Raw genomic sequence first — 17375 nt, forward strand, 5'->3', positions numbered from 1 at the left:
AGGAGAAACGCATTCGTTCGGCGATACATAGGCCCTGAATCGTGACGATTTTCGAGTGTCGGCTATGCCACTCATAATAGGAATTCCCCGGGAAACCCTGGCCGGCGAGAAGCGCGTGGCCACCGTACCCGAAGTCGTCGAAAAACTCATCAAGCTGGGTTTCAAGGTCGCCGTCGAATCCGGCGCCGGAGACGCGGCGAATTGCAGTGACGACAGCTACCGCGCCGCCGGCGCCGAAATTATTGTCGGTGCCCCCGCGCTCTGGGCGACCTGCGACATCGTCTTCAAGATAGGCGTGCCGACCACCGCGGAAGTTGGCCTCCTGCGCGAAGGCGGCACCCTGATCGGCTTCATCTGGCCGGCGCAAAACCCGGAACTGATGCAGCAGCTCGCCGCGAAAAAGGCCACCGTGCTGGCCATCGACTCGCTGCCGCGCACGCTTTCCCGCGCCCAGAAGATGGACGCATTGACTTCCCAAGCCGGCGTCGCCGGCTACCGCGCCGTGATCGAGGCTGCCAACGCCTTCGGCCGCTTCTTCAACGGCCAGATCACCGCCGCCGGCAAGGTACCGCCGGCCAAGGTCTTCATCGCCGGCGCCGGCGTTGCGGGTCTCGCCGCGATCGGCACGGCGGCCAGCCTGGGCGCCATCGTGCGCGCCAACGATACGCGTGCCGAAGTCGCCGACCAGGTGGTGTCGCTGGGCGGCGAATTTGTCAAGGTCGATTACGAGGAAGAAGGTTCCGGCGGCGGCGGTTACGCCAAGGTCATGAGCGAGGGCTTCCAGCAGGCCCAGCGCGAGATGTACGCCAAGCAGGCGAGGGAGGTGGACATCATCATCACCACCGCGCTGATTCCCGGCAAGCCCGCGCCGCGGCTGATCACCGCCGAGATGGTGCAGAGCATGAAGCCCGGCAGCGTGATCGTCGACATGGCGGCCGAACGCGGCGGCAACTGCGAACTGACCGAGGCCGGGAAAACGGTGGTCAAGCACGGCGTGACCATCGTCGGCTACACCGACCTGGCTTCGCGCCTGGCCAAGCAGTCGTCGACGCTCTACGCCACCAACCTGTTCCGCCTGGCCGAGGAACTGTGCAAGACGAAAAGTGTAAAAGACGACGGCAGCTTCGACGTCAATATGGAGGATGAGGCCATCCGTGGCCTGACCGTGATCAAGAACGGCGAAGTCACCTGGCCGCCCCCGGCGCCCAAGGCTTCTGCTGCGCCCGCCGCCAAGCCTGCGGCGGCACCCGTGGTGCAGGCCAAGAAGGGCCACGGCCACGGCGCCGCGAGCGAACCCATGGCCGGCAACAAGCTGGCCATCATGTTCGGCGTCGCCGCCGCGCTGTTCTGGTTTGTCGGCGCCAATGCGCCGCAAGCCTTCCTCGCCCACTTCACGGTCTTCGTCCTGGCCTGCTTCGTCGGCTACATGGTGGTGTGGAACGTGACGCCGGCCCTGCACACGCCGCTGATGAGCGTGACCAACGCCATCTCCAGCATTATCGCCATCGGCGCCCTGGTGCAGATCGCGCCGCCGCTGGCCGGCGGGGCGCCGCCTGACCAGTGGATACGCTGGCTGGCCGTCGGCGGCATTGCCCTTACCGCCGTCAACATGTTCGGCGGTTTCGCCGTGACCCAGCGCATGCTGGACATGTTCCGCAAATAACCAGGAGACACGACATGTCTGGAAATCTGGCAACCGTCTCCTACATCGGAGCAACCATCCTCTTCATCCTCAGCCTCGGCGGGCTGTCGAATCCCGAGACCTCACGTCGCGGCAACCTGTTCGGCATGATCGGCATGACCATCGCGGTGCTGGCCACGGTGTTCGGCCCGCGCGTGACGGCGGCCGGCATCCCCTGGATCGTCGGCTCCATGGTGGTCGGCGGTGCCGTCGGCCTGTATGCGGCGAAAGTGGTCAAGATGACGCAGATGCCCGAGCTCGTCGCGCTGATGCACAGCCTGGTCGGCCTGGCCGCGTGCCTGGTCGGCTTCGCCAGCTACATCGACACCTCGGCGCCACTCGCCGGCGCCGAAAAGACCATCCACGAACTGGAAATCTACATCGGCATCCTGATCGGCGCGGTGACCTTCTCCGGCTCGCTGATCGCCTTCGGCAAGCTCTCGGCCAAGATCGGCGGCTCGCCCATGTTGCTGCCGGGGCGTCACTGGATGAACCTGGCGGGCCTGCTGGTGGTGATCTGGTTCGGCGGCGAGTTCATCAAAGCCCATTCGATCCCCGAGGGCATGACACCGCTGATCGTGATGACCGTGATCGCGCTGCTGTTCGGCATCCACATGGTGATGGCCATCGGCGGCGCCGACATGCCGGTGGTGGTCTCGATGCTCAACAGCTACTCCGGCTGGGCGGCGGCGGCGACCGGTTTCATGCTGTCGAACGACCTGCTGATCGTGGTCGGCGCGCTGGTCGGGTCAAGCGGCGCGATCCTGTCCTACATCATGTGCCGCGCCATGAACCGCAACTTCATCAGCGTCATCGCCGGCGGCTTCGGCACCGGCGGCGGCACGCCGGCGCCCAAGGGCGACGCGGCACAACCGGCCGGCGAAGTGGTGCCGATCAGCGCCCTCGAAACCGCCGAACTGCTGAAGGACGCCAAGAGCGTGATCATCGTTCCCGGCTACGGCATGGCGGTGGCCCAGGCGCAGCACACGGTGTACGAGATCACCAAGCATCTGCGCGAGAAGGGCGTCAACATCCGCTTCGGCATCCACCCGGTGGCGGGGCGCATGCCCGGCCACATGAACGTGCTGCTGGCCGAGGCCAAGGTGCCCTACGACATCGTGATGGAAATGGATGAGCTCAACGACGATTTCCCGACCACCGACGTGGCGATGGTGATCGGTGCCAACGACATCGTGAACCCGGCGGCGCAGGACGATCCGACCAGTCCCATCGCCGGCATGCCGGTGCTGGAAGTGTGGAAGGCCAAGACCTCGATCGTCATGAAGCGCTCCATGGCCTCGGGTTACGCCGGGGTCGACAACCCGCTGTTCTACAAGGAAAACAACCGCATGCTGTTCGGCGATGCGAAGAAGATGCTGGACGAGGTGCTGGTGGCGCTGAAGGTTTGAGCAATCCCAATTCAGCGCGATTGGACCGAGGTACCGCTGGTCTGTAGAGGGCTAAACGTTTCTGTTCCAGAGTCAAATACCACCGGCAAAGCCGGTGGCTTGAATTGATAGCGCCTCAACGACGCCTTCAGAATCGTTAGCCGCTACGCGGCAGATAGGCTGAGCCATATTCACTCCTCGTCGCTCTTGCATAGATCACTCCGAAGACCCTTGGACTCTTGCTGAAACGCCATATCAAACCTCTACTCGACCGCCGCATAGGTCAAACCTTTTGGAGTCTCCCGGCAAAGCCGGGGGCTTACCTCTCTGAGTTAGGCACGTCAAAAAATGTTATCGATGCTTCAGTTGTCGAGGTTATCGGGCCGATCGATGCGGCAGCACGGAAATCGCGCCAGGGAAGGGTGTTCGTCCCCGTGGGAGATTCAACCATTGATGTTTCGTGAGCCACGGTAACGCATCAGCGGCCAATCAAACCACTTGTTGGAGAACTTGGGCAGGCCGTGTAATACTTTCTGGGCATGCGCCCGGCCAGAAACGCGTCGCGCCCCGCCTCGACCGCCTTCCTCATGGCACCGGCCATCCGCACCGGATCCTGTGCGCCGGCGATCGCGGTATTCATCAGCACGCCGTCGCAGCCGAGTTCCATGGCGATGGCCGCATCCGAGGCGGTGCCGACGCCGGCATCGACCAGCACCGGCACTTTCGCCTGCTCGATGATCAGCTTGAGGTTCCACGGATTGAGGATGCCCATGCCGGAGCCGATCAGCGAGGCCAGCGGCATGACCGCGACGCAGCCGATGTCCTCCAGCATGCGCGCCTGGATCGGATCGTCGGCGCAATACACCATGACCTGGAAACCATCCTTGACCAGAGTCGCGGCGGCCTTGAGGGTTTCCGGCATGTTGGGGAACAGCGTGTGCGGATCGCCCAGCACTTCGAGCTTGCACAGCGCGTGGCCGTCGAGCAGCTCGCGGCCGAGGCGCAGTGTGCGCACCGCTTCCTCGGCGCTGTAGCAGCCGGCGGTGTTGGGCAGGTAGGTGAACTTCGACGGAGGAAGCGCGTCAACCAGTGAGGGTTGTCCCGGTTCTTGTCCGATGTTGGTCCGGCGAATCGCAACAGTGACAATATCGGCGCCGCTGGCCTCGATGGCGTGGCGCGTTTCGTCGAAATCCTTGTACTTGCCAGTGCCGACAAGCAGCCGCGATGAGTAGTTTTTTCCTGCGATGGTCAGAGTGTCCTGCATGAATGTCTTCCTGAAAGAAATTAACCGCCACCAACCGCGACAACAATCTCCAAATTGTCGCCGGCTACGATCGCGGTCGATGCATGCTGGCTTTTCGGCACGATCTCGCCGTTCCGCTCGACTGCTATGCGCTTACCTGCCAAACCTTGTGCGGATATCAGGTCCGATACGGTTTGCGGACCGACAAACCATACGGCCTTGCCATTGATCGTAATCTCGAGGTGGCAGGAGGAAGGGGTAATCATTTCTGCTTTTGGCTCGCCTTGTAGATCTCGCTGCCGGTCTTGACGAATTCCACCGCCTTCACCTCCATACCCTTCTCCAAGGCTTCCTGTTCCGAGACGCCCAGCTTGGCGGCGTATTCGCGCACGTCCTGGGTGATCTTCATGGAACAGAAATGCGGTCCGCACATCGAGCAGAAGTGAGCCAGCTTGGCGCCATGCTGGGGCAGGGTTTCGTCGTGGAATTCGCGCGCCTTGTCGGGATCGAGGCCGAGGTTGAACTGGTCTTCCCAGCGGAACTCGAAGCGCGCCTTGGACAGTGCGTTGTCGCGCACCTGCGCGCCCGGATGACCTTTCGCCAAGTCGGCGGCGTGGGCGGCGATCTTGTAGGCCATGATGCCGTCCTTGACGTCGTTCTTGTCGGGCAGGCCGAGGTGTTCCTTGGGCGTCACATAACAGAGCATGGCCGTGCCGTACCAGCCGATCATGGCCGCGCCGATGGCGCTGGTGATGTGGTCGTAGCCCGGCGCGATGTCGGTGGTCAGCGGGCCCAGGGTGTAGAAGGGCGCCTCGCCGCAGAGGCGCAGCTGCTCGTCCATGTTGAACTTGATCATGTGCATCGGCACATGGCCGGGGCCTTCGATCATGACCTGCACGTCGTGCTTCCAGGCGATCTGGGTCAGTTCGCCGAGGGTTTCCAGTTCGCCCATCTGCGCCGCGTCGTTGGCGTCGTAGATCGAGCCGGGACGCAGGCCGTCGCCGAGGCTGAAGGCGACGTCGTAAGCCTTCATGATGTCGCAGATGTCCTCGAAGTGGGTGTAGAGGAAGTTCTCCTTGTGGTGCGACAAACACCACTTGGCGAGGATGGAGCCGCCACGACTGACGATGCCGGTCATGCGCTTGGCGGTCAGCGGCACATACCGCAGCAGTACGCCGGCGTGGATGGTGAAGTAGTCCACGCCCTGCTCGGCCTGTTCGATCAGGGTGTCGCGGAAGATTTCCCAAGTCAGGTCCTCGGCCTTGCCATCGACCTTTTCCAGCGCCTGGTAGATCGGCACCGTGCCGATCGGCACCGGGGAGTTACGAACTATCCACTCGCGCGTCTCGTGGATGTTCTTGCCGGTGGACAGGTCCATCACCGTGTCGCCGCCCCAGCGGATGGCCCAGGTCATCTTGTCGACTTCGTCCTGGATGGTCGAGGCCAGCGGCGAGTTGCCGATGTTGCAGTTGATCTTGGTCAGGAAGTTGCGGCCGATGATCATCGGCTCGGACTCGGGGTGGTTGATGTTGTTGGGGATGATGGCGCGGCCGCGGGCGACCTCGTCGCGCACGAACTCGGGCGTGATCACGCGCGGAATCGAGGCGCCGAAGCTCTGGCCCGGATGCTGGGTGCGCAGCAATTCGTCGAGGCCGTCGAGCTTCTGGTTCTCGCGGATCGCGACGTATTCCATTTCCGGCGTGATGATGCCTTTCCGGGCGTAATGCATCTGCGACACGTTTTTCCCAGGCAGGGCGCGGCGCGGGCGGCGCGCGAGGTCGAAGCGCAGGCCGGCCAGCTCGGCATCGATCGCCCGCTGGCGACCGTACTCTGACGACAGGTCGGCCAGTTCCTCGGTGTCATTGCGCTCGGCGATCCAGGCGGCGCGCAGTTGCGGCAGGCCCTTGCGGATGTCGATGCTGGCCGCCGGATCGGTGTAGGGGCCGGAGCAGTCATAGACCGTGATCGGCGGGTTCGGCGTGTCGGCGGTCGGGCTCTGCGCGATCTCGCGCATCGGCACCCGGATGTCGGGCCGGCTGCCGGGCACATGCACCTTGCGCGAATTGGGCAGGGGGGCTATCGCGGCGGCATCGACATGGGCGTCGGCGGCGATGAAATTCTCGTTGGCGTTCATGGGGCAAGCTCGATTCTGGTGGGGGTGGGGCAGGGGGCTGAAACTACTGGAAAGCCGGGCCGAATGCAACCCGGCGCGTGGCGCGGATATCTCCGCACTCAGCGTGCGAAACCGATCTTCTTGAGGTCGGAGTGGATTTTTTCGCCCAGTCTGGCGTGCCCGGCGGCGTTGGGGTGCAACTGGTCGCCTTTCAGCGCGCTGTCGGAGAGCACCTCGGAAAGGGCGCCCTTGATCAGCGGAACCTTCTTCTCCTTGGCTACGTCGGCGTAGAAGTCGGCGGGCGACAGGTTGTTGAAGACAGCGCCGGCGATGCTGGGTTTCGGCGTCGCCAGCAACACCGCCTTCGCGCCGCGCGAACCGACCAGGTCGAGCATGCGGCCAAGGTTGGCCACGGTCTGTCCCTGCGGCATCTTGCGCAGCATGTCGTTGCCGCCCAGCGTTACCAGCACGAGCTTCGGCTGGTGCTCGTCGAGCAGCGCCGGCAGGCGTTCCAGCGCGCCGCCACTGGTGTCGCCGCTGATGCCGCCGTTGATCACCACCCAGCCGGTGCGTTGCCCGAGCAGGGTGGGCCAGTCTTCGCCGGGCCGGACGCCGTGCGGCGCGGTGAGGCTGTCGCCGAGTGCCAGCACCTTGGTGCCCGCCGGCATGGGCGCCTCCTTGCTGCCGCCGCAGGCCGCCGCAAGCAGCAGGACGACCAGTGCGAGCAGCGTGCGCACGAAAAGGGCCGGTCCGTTCATGGCGACCTAGGACTGGCCGAAGACTTCGTTCAATTGCCGCGCGACGCGGATGAAGGTGGTGCGCTTGGACAATTCGCGCAGCTTGTGCGCGCCGACATAGGTACAGGCAGAGCGCACGCCGCCGAGGATTTCCTGCACCGTGCCGTCGACCGGCCCGCGCGGATCGAGCAGCACCTCCTTGCCCTCGGCGGCGCGGTAGTTGGCGACGCCACCGGAGTGGAGGTCCATCGCGGCGCGCGAACTCATGCCGTAGAAGCGCAGCTTTTTCGCGCCGTCCTGCTCCACCACCGCGCCCATGCATTCGTCGTGGCCGGCGAGCATGCCGCCCAGCATGACGAAATCGGCGCCGCCGCCGAAGGCCTTGGCCAGGTCGCCGGGCGAGGTGCAACCGCCGTCGGCGCAGATCAGGCCGCCCAGGCCGTGCGCGGCATCGGCGCATTCGATGATGGCCGAGAGCTGCGGGTAGCCGATGCCGGTCATCTTGCGCGTGGTGCAGACCGAGCCGGGGCCGATGCCTACCTTGACGATGTCGGCGCCGTCGAGGATGAGTTCTTCCGCCATTTCGCCGGTGACCACGTTGCCGGCCATGATGGTGATATTCGGGTAGCCGGTGCGCAGGCGCTGCAGGAAGTCGATGAAGGACTTGGTGTAGCCGTTGGCCACATCGACGCAGACGCAGGCGATGGCATCGCCCGCCACTTCCTTGACGCGGCGGAACTTCTGGTAGTCCTCGCGCGTGATGCCCATCGAATAGAACACCGTCGAGGATGCGGGCAGGGCCTGGAAGAAGGCCACCAATGCGGCTTCGTCGTAGTGCTTGTGCAGCGCGGTCGCCAACTGGTGGCGGTCCAGCGCGCGTGCCATTTCGAAGCTGCCGACGGTGTCCATGTTCGCCGCGATGATCGGCACGCCGTGGTAGCGGCGCCCGGAATGGCGGAAGACGAAATCGCGCGAAATATCGACATCGGAGCGCGAGGTCAGCGTCGAGCGCTTGGGGCGGATCAGGACGTCCTGGAAATCGAGCTTGAGTTCTTCTTCGATGCGCATGGAAGCTCCTTGTCGCGTTGCAGCTTACCCAATTTCGCCGACAGCGCGACGCGCCGCTTGACCATGCCCCCCGCTTCTCGGATAATGACTGACCGGTCAGTTAGTTGAGTGGTCATCATGGATATCATCGCCCCACCCCGCCAGCGTCGCAAGGAGGCCCGCCCGGCCGAACTTACCGCCGCTGCCTTGGAGCTCTTTGTCGAAAAGGGCTTCGCCGGCACCCGCCTGGAAGACGTCGCGGCGCGCGCCGGGGTATCGAAGGGTACGCTGTACCTGTACTTCGACAGCAAGGAAGCGCTGTTCAAGGCCGTGGTCCAGGAAGGCATCCTGCCGGTGCTTGAGAAAGGCGCAGGCATGGTCGATAGCTTCACCGGCAGCAGTGCCGATCTCCTGCGCGGGCTGATCCTCGAATGGTGGACGCGCATCGGCAGCACCTCGCTGGGCGGGGTGCCCAAGCTGATGATCAGCGAAGCCGGCAACTTCCCCGCGCTGGCGACCTACTACCACGACAACGTGATCACCCGCAGCCGAGAGCTGATGCGCCGCGTTTTGCAGCGGGGCATCGCCACCGGCGAGTTTCGGACGGTCGATGTCGAGACGGCGATCGACGTGATCTTCGCCCCGGTCCTGCTGCTGCTGATCTGGCGTTATTCCCTGGGCGCGTGCTGCGGCGTTGCCCACGATCCCGCGGCCTATCTGCAGACCCACCTCGACTTGACCTTGAACGGCCTGGCTGCCGAGGGTAGCGCGCCATGAACATCTGCCTGCGACGGCGCTTGTACCCCCTCGGCCTTGCCATTCTTCTGGGGCTTTCCGGCTGCGGGGACAAGCCGGCCGATGCGCCACCGGCGAAATCCGGACCACCGGCGGTCGACGCGGTCCGCTTCGCCGATCTGGCTTTCCTGCCCGAGCGCGAGGCGCCGGCAACCGCCCAGGGCAAGAACGAAACGCGGCTGGCGGCCGAACTCGCCGCGCGCATCGTCGCCATACCTGTCGACAGCGGCGACAAGGTCAAGCCGGGCCAAGTTCTGGTCAAGCTCGATGCCAGGGATGCCGAACTGGCGCTGGCGCGTGCCGAGGCGGCGCTGGCCCAGGCCAATGCCCGCCTGGCGCAAGCCGAGGCGCAGTCCGCAAGGGCGCGCAGCCTCAAGGAACGGAACTTCATCTCGGCCGAGGCGCTGACCCTGCGCGAAACCGAACTCGCGGCGGCGCAGGCCGACGTCGCGTCGGCAAAGGCGGCGCGCGACACGGCGCGGCGTACCGTCGAGAAGTGCAAGCTCGTGGCGCCCTTCGCCGGCATCGTGCGCACACGCAGCGCCCAGGTCGGCGAAATCACCACCCCCGGCGCACCCTTGCTGACCCTGGCCGACACCTCGGAAATGCAAGTCGTCGCCCAGGTCCAGGCGCGCGATGCGGCAGGCCTCGCGGCAGCGGCCAAGGTCGGCTTCGATGCCGCCGGCACAGGGCACGAGCTCAAGCCGCTCCGCGTTTCGCCGGCGGTGAATCGCGAAGCGCGGACCGTGGAAGCCCGCTACGCCTTCGTCGCCACGCCGCCGGCGCCGGGTACCGAAGGCCGGCTGGTCTGGCGCGACCCGACGCCGCACCTGGCCGCCGAGTACATCCTGCGGCGCAACTCGAGTTACGGCGTCTTCGTTCTGGAAGGCAACACCGCGCGCTTCCTTGCGCTGCCGCAGGCCCAGGAGGGCCGTCCCGCCAGCGCCGACTTTTCGCCTGACGCGCGCATCGTCACCCGCGGCCGCCATGCGCTGCAGGACGGCATGATCGTAACGCTGCAGGCAGGCGGCAAATGACAGGTTTCTATGCGGGCCTGATCCGCAACCATCCGTTTGCCAACATCGCCTTCGCGGTGGTGCTGGTGCTCGGCGCGCTGGCCTACCTCGCCATGCCGCGCGAGCAGGATCCGGAGATCAACTTCAACTGGGTGATGGTCACCGCCATCCTGCCCGGCGCCGCGGCAGAGGATGTCGAGAAGCGCGTCACCAAGCCGCTGGAAGACGCGATCAAGGGCGTGGCCGACGTGCGCTTCGTGATGTCCTCGTCGCGCGAGAACGTGGTCTCGATCCTGGTGCGCTTCCGCGACATCGACGAACGCAGCTTCGACAAACGCATCAACGACCTGCGCCGCGACATCCAGAACAAGGCCAAGAGCGAGCTGCCGCCGGAGGCCAAGGACCCCCGCGTGATGGAGATCACCACCTCGAACGGCTTCCCCACGGCCATGGTGCTGGTTACCGGCCAGGCCGCCGACGAGGTGCTGCGCCTGCGCGCGCGTCAGTTCAAGGAGGATATCGAACGCATAGCTGGCGTCGACCAGGTCTTCCCCACCGGCTTGCGCGACCCTGAACTGCAGGTGGATTTCGACCCCATGGCGCTGGCCAACCGCGGCCTGACGGCGGCCGATGTCTCCGACAACATCAACGCCTGGTTCCGCGACACCTTCGCCGGCAAGGTCGAGGTGCAGGGCGATGCCGAGCGCGCCGCCTGGCTGGTGCGAGTCGTCGGCCAGAGCGCCGATCCGGAGGAACTGGCGCGCATTCCCGTCGCCTCGGCGCGCAGCCGCGAGCCGGTGCCGCTGGGGCAGATCGCCGAGGTGTCGCGTGGCCGCGCCAAGGCCGGCAGCCTGGCGAGCTACCAGGGCAAGGGCGCGGTGATCCTCGCCGTGACCAAGAAGAGCCAGACCAACACGCTCAAGCTGGTCGAACAGGTGAATGACTACATCGCCACGCAGAACCCGCGCTTCGCCGCCGAAGGCGTGCAGATGCAGTTGCTCGACGACCAGACCGTGCCGACGCGCGAGGCGATCACGACCATGGAGCGCAATGCGATCCAGGGCCTGCTGATCGTCCTCGCCATCACCTGGCTGTTCCTGGGCACGCGGGTCGCCCTGCTGATCGGGCTGGGGATTCCGTTTTCGCTCGCCGGCACCTTTGCCATCCTCCATGCGCTGGGCTACACGCTCAACATCTCGGTGCTGCTCGGCGTGGTGATCGCCCTGGGCATGCTGGTCGACGACGCCGTGGTCGTCGTGGAAACCATCTACTACCGCATGCAGCGCGGCGAACCGGTGCATAGTGCGTCAGTCGGTGCGGTGCGCGAGGTGTTCGCGCCGGTGACGGCCTCGGTACTGACCACCGTTGCCGCCTTCCTGCCGCTGATGCTGCTGCCCGGCATTGTCGGCAAGTTCATGTTCGTGATTCCCTTCGTCGTCACGCTGGGGCTGTTGATCAGTCTGATCGAAGCCTACTGGATGCTGCCGGCGCACATGGCCGTGATTGCGCCCACGGCCGGAGACGGTCATCTCAACAACTGGCGCGACCGCTTCAACCACTTGCTGCGCGTCAAGTATTCCCGTGCGCTGCTGTGGGTGCTGCGCCGCCCCAAGCGCTCGCTGGTGATCGCCGTCGGCCTGATGCTGGGCGCGGTGGCCGCCGTTGGCGCCGGCATGGTGCGCATCCAGTTCTTCGCCTTCGATCCGATCCGGCTGTTCTATGTAAACGTGGATATGCCCGCCGGCGCGCCGATCGAGGAAACCCTGGCGAATGCCGAAAAGATCGAGGCCGCGGTACGCAAGCACCTGAAACCCGACGAGGCCCGCAGCATGTCGTCCTACGCCGGGGTCAAGTTCTCGGATACCGAGCCGCTCTACGGCGAATCCTACGGCCAGGTGAATGTATCGCTCAACCCGCGCAACCACAACGGCATAACCGGCCGCGACGTCGATGAAATCGTCGAATCGATGCGCGCCGAGATCGAGGCCATCCCCACGCCGGGCAAGATCACCTTCACCATGATTTCCGGCGGGCCGCCGCTGGCCAAGCCGATCAAGGCGCGCGTCAGGAATGACGAACCGCAGGAACTTCGCGCCGCCGGCGATGCGCTGCTGGCCATCGTCCGCGCCGTTCCCGGCACCCGCGACGTCGCCGACGACGACGTACCCGGCCGGCCGGAACTCGTGCTGGCGCTGGATCGCGGCGCCTTGCGCGCGGCGGGGCTCGATGCTGCCCGCGTGGCGCGCCTGGTGCGCCTGCATGCCGACGGCGAGATCGTCGCCATGATGCGCGACAAGGGCGAGAAGCTGGAACTGCGCGTGCGCGCCCGCCACGGCAGCGGCAAGTCCGCCGGCACCGTGGGCGCCGACATCACGCGTCTGCTCGACGATCCCGTCGCCCTGCCCGCGGGCGGAACGACGACCCTGCGCGCCCTGGTGCGCGAGGAGACGCGAATCGGCAAGGGCGTGATCAAGCACTACAACCTGCGCCGCGCCATCACCGTGGAAGCCGATCTGGAGAAGGCCGTCACCGACACCGTGGCCGCCAACAAGATCATCGCCGCCGAATGGAAGAAGGTCGCCAACCAGTTCCCCAATACCGACATCGATTTCTCCGGCGAACTCGACGACATCAACGAGAGCCTCGACGCCATGGCCGTGCTGTTCCTGATGGGCGTCGGCCTGATCTACCTGATCCTCGCCGCGCAGTTCAGGAGCTACTTCCAGCCGCTGCTGATCCTCGTCACCGTGCCGCTGGCCTTCACCGGCGTGGTACTGGGCCTGCTGGTGGCGTCGATCCCGCTCTCGCTTTACACGCTCTATGGCGTCATCGCCCTGACCGGCATCGCGGTGAATTCCGCCATCGTGCTGATCGACGCCGCCAACGACCGGCTGGCTTCGGGCATGAGTGTGCTGCATGCGGCGGTTTATGCGGCGCGCCGCCGCGTGGTGCCGATCATCATCACCTCGGTCACCACCATCGGCGGCCTGTTTTCGCTGGCTGTTGGCCTCGGCGGCAAGTCGCTGCTGTGGGGGCCTGTCGCGGCATCCATTGTCTGGGGTCTCGGCTTTTCGACCGTGCTGACCCTGTTCGTCATGCCGCTCATGTACTGGATGGCCATGCGCCGCTTTTCCGGAGTCAGAGAATGAACAAAATCCCTTTCGCGGCAACGCTTGCCGCCTTGTTCCTCGTTGCTTGCAGCGAGCCGCCCGCGCCGGCTGCGCCCCTGAAACTGGTGCGTACCCTGAAAGTCGGCGCTACCATAAACCCAACGGCTGGCACCAGTGGCGATACGGCGAATTCGGGCACCGAACGCAGCTACAGCGGCGAAGTGCGGGCCCGCATCGAGACCACGCTGGGTTTTCGCATCCCCGGCAAGATCGTCGAGCGTCGCGCCGACGTCGGGCAGGCGGTGAAGCCCGGCCAGGTGCTGGCGCGGCTCGATCCGGCCGATGCCGCCCTGCAGGCGACACAGGCCGAGGCGCAGCGTGCCCTGGCGGCGGCCGACCTGGCGCGCACCCGCGATCTCAGGACGAAGAACTTCGTCAGTGCGGCCGCGCTCGATGCGCGCGAGACCGCCTTCAAGGCCGCCGAGGCGCAGGCGCAACTGGCGAAAAACCAGGCGGCCTACACCACGCTGGTGGCCGACCGCGCCGGCGTCATCGGCCAGGTGCTGGCCGAGCCGGGGCAGGTGGTCAGCGTCGGCCAGGCGGTGTTTCGCCTCGCACCCGATGGCGAGCGCGAAATCGCGATCAGCATTCCCGAGGGCGAGGTCACCGGCTTCAAGCTCGGGCAGGCAGCCGAGGTGCGAATCTGGTCGGGGCGCGACAAGCCCATTGCCGGCAGCCTGCGTGAGATCGCCCCCGCTGCCGATCCGGTGACGCGCACCTTTGCCGCGCGAATCAGCCTCAAGGATGCCGACCCGCGCCTGCCGCTGGGCATGACGGCCACGGTGCGCTTCACCGGGACGGCGGGCGCCGGCGGGACCTTGGTGATTCCGCTGGCCGCGGTCTTCCAGCAGGGCGACCAGCCGGCGGTGTGGAAAGTCGGCGCTGACGGTACGGTAAATCTGCAGCGCGTCAAGGTGGCGGCCTTGACCGATGCGGGCGCGGTGGTCAGCGAGGGCCTGGCCGGCGGCGAACAGATCGTGGCGGCGGGCGTCAACCTGCTGACCGCGGGCGAGAAGGTCCGCATTGCCGTCCAGGCCGCCGGCAAATGAAGCAGATCAACCTTTCCGAATGGGCGCTCAGGCACCAGTCCATGGTGCTTTACCTGATGATCGTGTTCATGGTCGGCGGCGTGATTTCCTTTTTCAGCCTGGGGCGCGCCGAGGACCCGGACTTCACTTTCAAGGTCATGGTGGTGCGCACCCTGTGGCCGGGGGCGAATGCGCAGCAGGTCGAGCAGCAACTGACCGAGCGCATCGAAAAGAAGCTGGCCGAGACGCCGTGGGTGGATGTGCTGCGTACGGCATCCAAGCCCGGCGAATCGCTGACCATCGTCATCCTCAAGGACTACACGCCGAAGACCGAGGTGCCTGAGGCCTGGCGCCAGGTCAGGAAGAAGCTCGACGACATCCGCCATACCCTGCCGGCCGGCGTGCAGGGCCCCTTCCCCAACGACGAGTTCGGCGACGTGCAGATCAAGATCTTCGCCCTCACTGCGCGCGACGACAAGACCGGCTACACCATGGGCGATTTGCGGCGCGAGGCCGACAAACTGGCGCGTGAACTGCGCCGCGTGCCGGACGTAAAGAAGATCGAACTCATCGGTGTGCAGGACGAGAAGATCTACATCGACGTCAGCCCCGCCCGCCTTGCCGCCATGGGCCTGGTGCCGAGCCAGGTGTTCGACGCCCTGCAGCGGCAGAACGCCGTGGCGCCCGCGGGGCAGGTGGAAACCGAGACCGATCGCGTGCGTCTGCGCGTCACCGGGCCTTTCGACAGCGTCGACGCGATCCGCGAAACCCTGCTCGCCGTCGGCGGGCGTTCCTTCCGCCTCGGCGACATCGCGCGCGTCAGCCGCGGTCTCGTCGATCCGCCGGCACCGCGCATGAGGGTGGCCGGCCGCGACGCCATCGGCATGGGCGTGGTGATGGCGCGCGGCGGCAATGTCATCGATCTCGGCGAGAACCTGACGAAAACCATGGACCGCCTGAAGCTCGACCTGCCCGTGGGCATGGACGTGCATGCCGTGTTCGACCAGCCGCAGATCGTCAAGACCTCGCTCAACCTTTTCGTGCGCACACTGGGCGAGGCGATGATCATCGTGCTCGCGGTGTCCTTCCTCAGCCTCGGCTGGCGCACGGGGACCGTGGTGGCGCTGTCGATCCCGCTGGTGCTGGCGATGACCTTTCTCGCCATGAAGATCTTCGGCATCGACCTGCAGCGCATTTCATTGGGCGCGCTGGTGATCGCGCTCGGCCTGCTGGTCGACGACGCCATCATCGCCGCCGAAATGATGGTGGTGAAAATGGAGCAGGGCTGGGACCGCTTCAAGGCGGCGACCTTCGCCTATACCTCGACCGCCTTTCCGATGCTGACCGGCACGCTGATCACGGCCGCCGGCTTCACACCCGTGGGCTTCGCCAAGTCGGGCGCCGGCGAATACACCATTTCGATCTTCCAGGTGGTGACCATCTCGCTGCTGGTGTCGTGGATCGTCGCCGTGATATTCACGCCCTGGCTCGGCTACAAGCTTCTCGACCCGGTGAAGCTGCGCGCGATCGCCGAGAAACATGGCGGCGACATCTACGACTCTCCCTTCTACCGGCGCTTCCGCGCCCTGGTGGTGTGGTGCCTGCGTCATCGCTGGCTGGTGATCGGCGCTACGGTGGCGATGTTCGGCCTGTCGCTGGTGGCCTTCAACAAGGGGGTGCAGAAGCAGTTCTTTCCCGCCGCCAGCCGGCCGGAGATCATGATCGACATCTGGCTGCCGCAGGGCGCCTCGCTCAAGGCCACCGAGCGCGAGGTCAAGCGCGTCGAGGCCCTGCTGGCCAATGATGAGCGCATCGCCTCGTGGTCATCGTACATCGGCAACGGCGCGCCGCGCTTCTTCCTTTCGCTCGACCAGCAGCTTTTTGCCGACAACTTCGGCCAGATGGTGATCGTCACCAAGGGCCTCAAGGAGCGCGAGGAGGTGAAGAACCGTCTCGAAGCGGCATTCCAGTCTGACGACGGGTCCTGGTCGCACCTGCGGCTGCGTGTGGTGCGCCTGGAGAACGGGCCGCCGGTGGGCTATCCGGTGCAGTTCCGCGTGCTGGGAGAGGACCTGTTGGCCCTGCGCGACAACGCCGAAGGCATCGCCGCCGTGATGCGGGCGCATCCGAACCTGCGAAACGTGAATTTCGACTGGAACGACCGCGTCAAGTCCGTGCGCGTCGAGATCGACCAGGATCGTGCCCGTGCGCTCGGCGTATCCAGCCAGGACGTGGCGCTGACCCTGCAGGGCTGGCTGGTCGGGGCGACCGTGACCCAGTTCCGCGAGAACGACCAGCTGATCGACGTGGTCTGGCGCGCCGACGCCGGACGCCGGGGCGATGCCGATCCGCGCACGCTGTCGCGCCTGCCCGACCTCGACCTGGTCACCGCCAACGGCCGCCATGTGCCGCTCGCCCAGGTTGCGCGCCTCGTGCCGGTGCTCGAGGAAGGCCTGATCTGGCGCCGCGACCGGCTGCCGGCGATCACGGTGCGCGCCGATGCGGTCGGTGCCATGCAGCCGCAGGCGATTTCGGCGCAGATTGATGCGCAGTTGCTCGAACTGCGCGCCAATCTGCCGCCGGGCTTTCGCATCGAACTCGGCGGATCGACGGAGGAATCGGCCAAGGGCGAGAACTCGATCAAGGCCGTGGTGCCGCTGATGATCGTCGGCGTCATCACCCTGCTGATGATCCAGCTGCAGAGCATCAGCCGGACTTTCCTGGTGTTGCTGACCGCACCGCTGGGCCTGATCGGCGTCACCCTGGCGCTGCTGGTGTTCCAGGTGCCCTATGGCTTCGTCGCCAACCTCGGCGTGATTGCGCTGATGGGCATGATCCTGCGCAACTCGGTGATCCTGGTGGACCAGATCGAGCAGGACGAGCAGGCCGGCAAGAGCGAGTGGGAGGCCATCGTCGGCTCCACGGTGCGCCGCTTTCGGCCCATCGTGCTGACCGCCGGTGCGGCTATCCTGGCCATGATTCCGCTGACGCGACAGGTGTTCTGGGGGCCGATGGCAGTGGCGATCATGGGCGGGCTGATCGTCGCCACGGTGCTGACCTGCCTCTTCCTGCCGGCGCTGTATGCGGCCTGGTTCCGGGTCAAGGAACCTGTCGCCGAGTCGGCGGCAGCGTAGAATCCTGCCCTTGTCGGCATCAG

General features: G+C 65.7%; 12 protein-coding genes. 7 read left to right on the forward strand and 5 right to left on the reverse strand.

Annotation, left to right across the window (positions count from 1 at the left end; translation table 11 throughout):
- The first annotated feature begins 64 nt into the window (after nt 1-64).
- Entirely contained in the window at nt 65-1663 is a 1599-nt protein-coding gene (locus tag J0M27_RS03800; protein WP_294987627.1) for a Re/Si-specific NAD(P)(+) transhydrogenase subunit alpha, read from the forward strand.
- Between the two features lie 14 nt (nt 1664-1677).
- Nucleotides 1678-3090, forward strand: coding sequence for a Re/Si-specific NAD(P)(+) transhydrogenase subunit beta (gene pntB / locus J0M27_RS03805; protein ID WP_294987629.1), 1413 nt, complete (start codon nt 1678-1680; stop codon nt 3088-3090).
- A gap of 457 nt (nt 3091-3547) precedes the next feature.
- Here pntB and J0M27_RS03810 read toward each other — a convergent pair whose 3' ends face one another.
- The 5 genes from J0M27_RS03810 to J0M27_RS03830 form a co-directional block, all read right to left on the reverse strand.
- Nucleotides 3548-4333, reverse strand: coding sequence for a thiazole synthase (locus J0M27_RS03810; protein ID WP_294987631.1), 786 nt, complete (start codon nt 4331-4333; stop codon nt 3548-3550).
- Nucleotides 4334-4353: 20 nt separating this feature from the next.
- The gene (gene thiS / locus J0M27_RS03815; RefSeq protein WP_294987633.1) at nt 4354-4578 is read right to left on the reverse strand and encodes a sulfur carrier protein ThiS; all 225 of its coding nucleotides are present in this window, start codon (nt 4576-4578) and stop codon (nt 4354-4356) included.
- Nucleotides 4575-6446, reverse strand: coding sequence for a phosphomethylpyrimidine synthase ThiC (gene thiC, locus J0M27_RS03820; RefSeq protein ID WP_294987635.1), 1872 nt, complete (start codon nt 6444-6446; stop codon nt 4575-4577). The genes thiS and thiC overlap by 4 nt, the downstream gene beginning before the upstream one ends.
- A 98-nt stretch (nt 6447-6544) precedes the next feature.
- Nucleotides 6545-7183 (reverse strand): arylesterase, encoded by a 639-nt coding sequence (locus J0M27_RS03825; RefSeq protein ID WP_294987637.1) that lies wholly within the window; start codon nt 7181-7183, stop codon nt 6545-6547.
- A 6-nt stretch (nt 7184-7189) separates the two neighbouring features.
- Nucleotides 7190-8230 carry a GMP reductase gene (locus tag J0M27_RS03830; protein WP_294987639.1) on the reverse strand — a complete coding sequence of 347 codons (1041 nt, stop codon included), beginning with the start codon at nt 8228-8230 and terminating at the stop codon, nt 7190-7192.
- Nucleotides 8231-8347: 117 nt separating this feature from the next.
- Between J0M27_RS03830 and J0M27_RS03835 the strand changes: the two genes are divergently transcribed.
- The 5 genes from J0M27_RS03835 to J0M27_RS03855 are packed head-to-tail and all read left to right on the forward strand — an operon-like array spanning nt 8348 to nt 17352.
- Nucleotides 8348-8986 (forward strand): TetR/AcrR family transcriptional regulator, encoded by a 639-nt coding sequence (locus tag J0M27_RS03835; protein ID WP_294987640.1) that lies wholly within the window; start codon nt 8348-8350, stop codon nt 8984-8986.
- Nucleotides 8983-10041 (forward strand): efflux RND transporter periplasmic adaptor subunit, encoded by a 1059-nt coding sequence (locus tag J0M27_RS03840; protein ID WP_294987642.1) that lies wholly within the window; start codon nt 8983-8985, stop codon nt 10039-10041. The genes J0M27_RS03835 and J0M27_RS03840 overlap by 4 nt, the downstream gene beginning before the upstream one ends.
- Nucleotides 10038-13169: an efflux RND transporter permease subunit gene (locus J0M27_RS03845; protein ID WP_294987644.1), complete on the forward strand. Its 3132-nt coding sequence runs from the start codon at nt 10038-10040 to the stop codon at nt 13167-13169. The genes J0M27_RS03840 and J0M27_RS03845 overlap by 4 nt, the downstream gene beginning before the upstream one ends.
- On the forward strand, nt 13166-14239 hold the full coding sequence (locus J0M27_RS03850) for an efflux RND transporter periplasmic adaptor subunit (protein ID WP_294987646.1): 1074 nt from the start codon (nt 13166-13168) through the stop codon (nt 14237-14239). Before J0M27_RS03845 ends, J0M27_RS03850 begins: the two co-directional genes overlap by 4 nt.
- Nucleotides 14236-17352, forward strand: a complete 3117-nt coding sequence (locus J0M27_RS03855) for an efflux RND transporter permease subunit (RefSeq protein WP_294987648.1) — start codon at nt 14236-14238, stop codon at nt 17350-17352. Before J0M27_RS03850 ends, J0M27_RS03855 begins: the two co-directional genes overlap by 4 nt.
- Nucleotides 17353-17375 lie beyond the last annotated feature (23 nt).

Origin of the sequence: Sulfuritalea sp., from assembly GCF_017302275.1 — a bacterium.
Lineage (GTDB): Bacteria > Pseudomonadota > Gammaproteobacteria > Burkholderiales > Rhodocyclaceae > Sulfuritalea.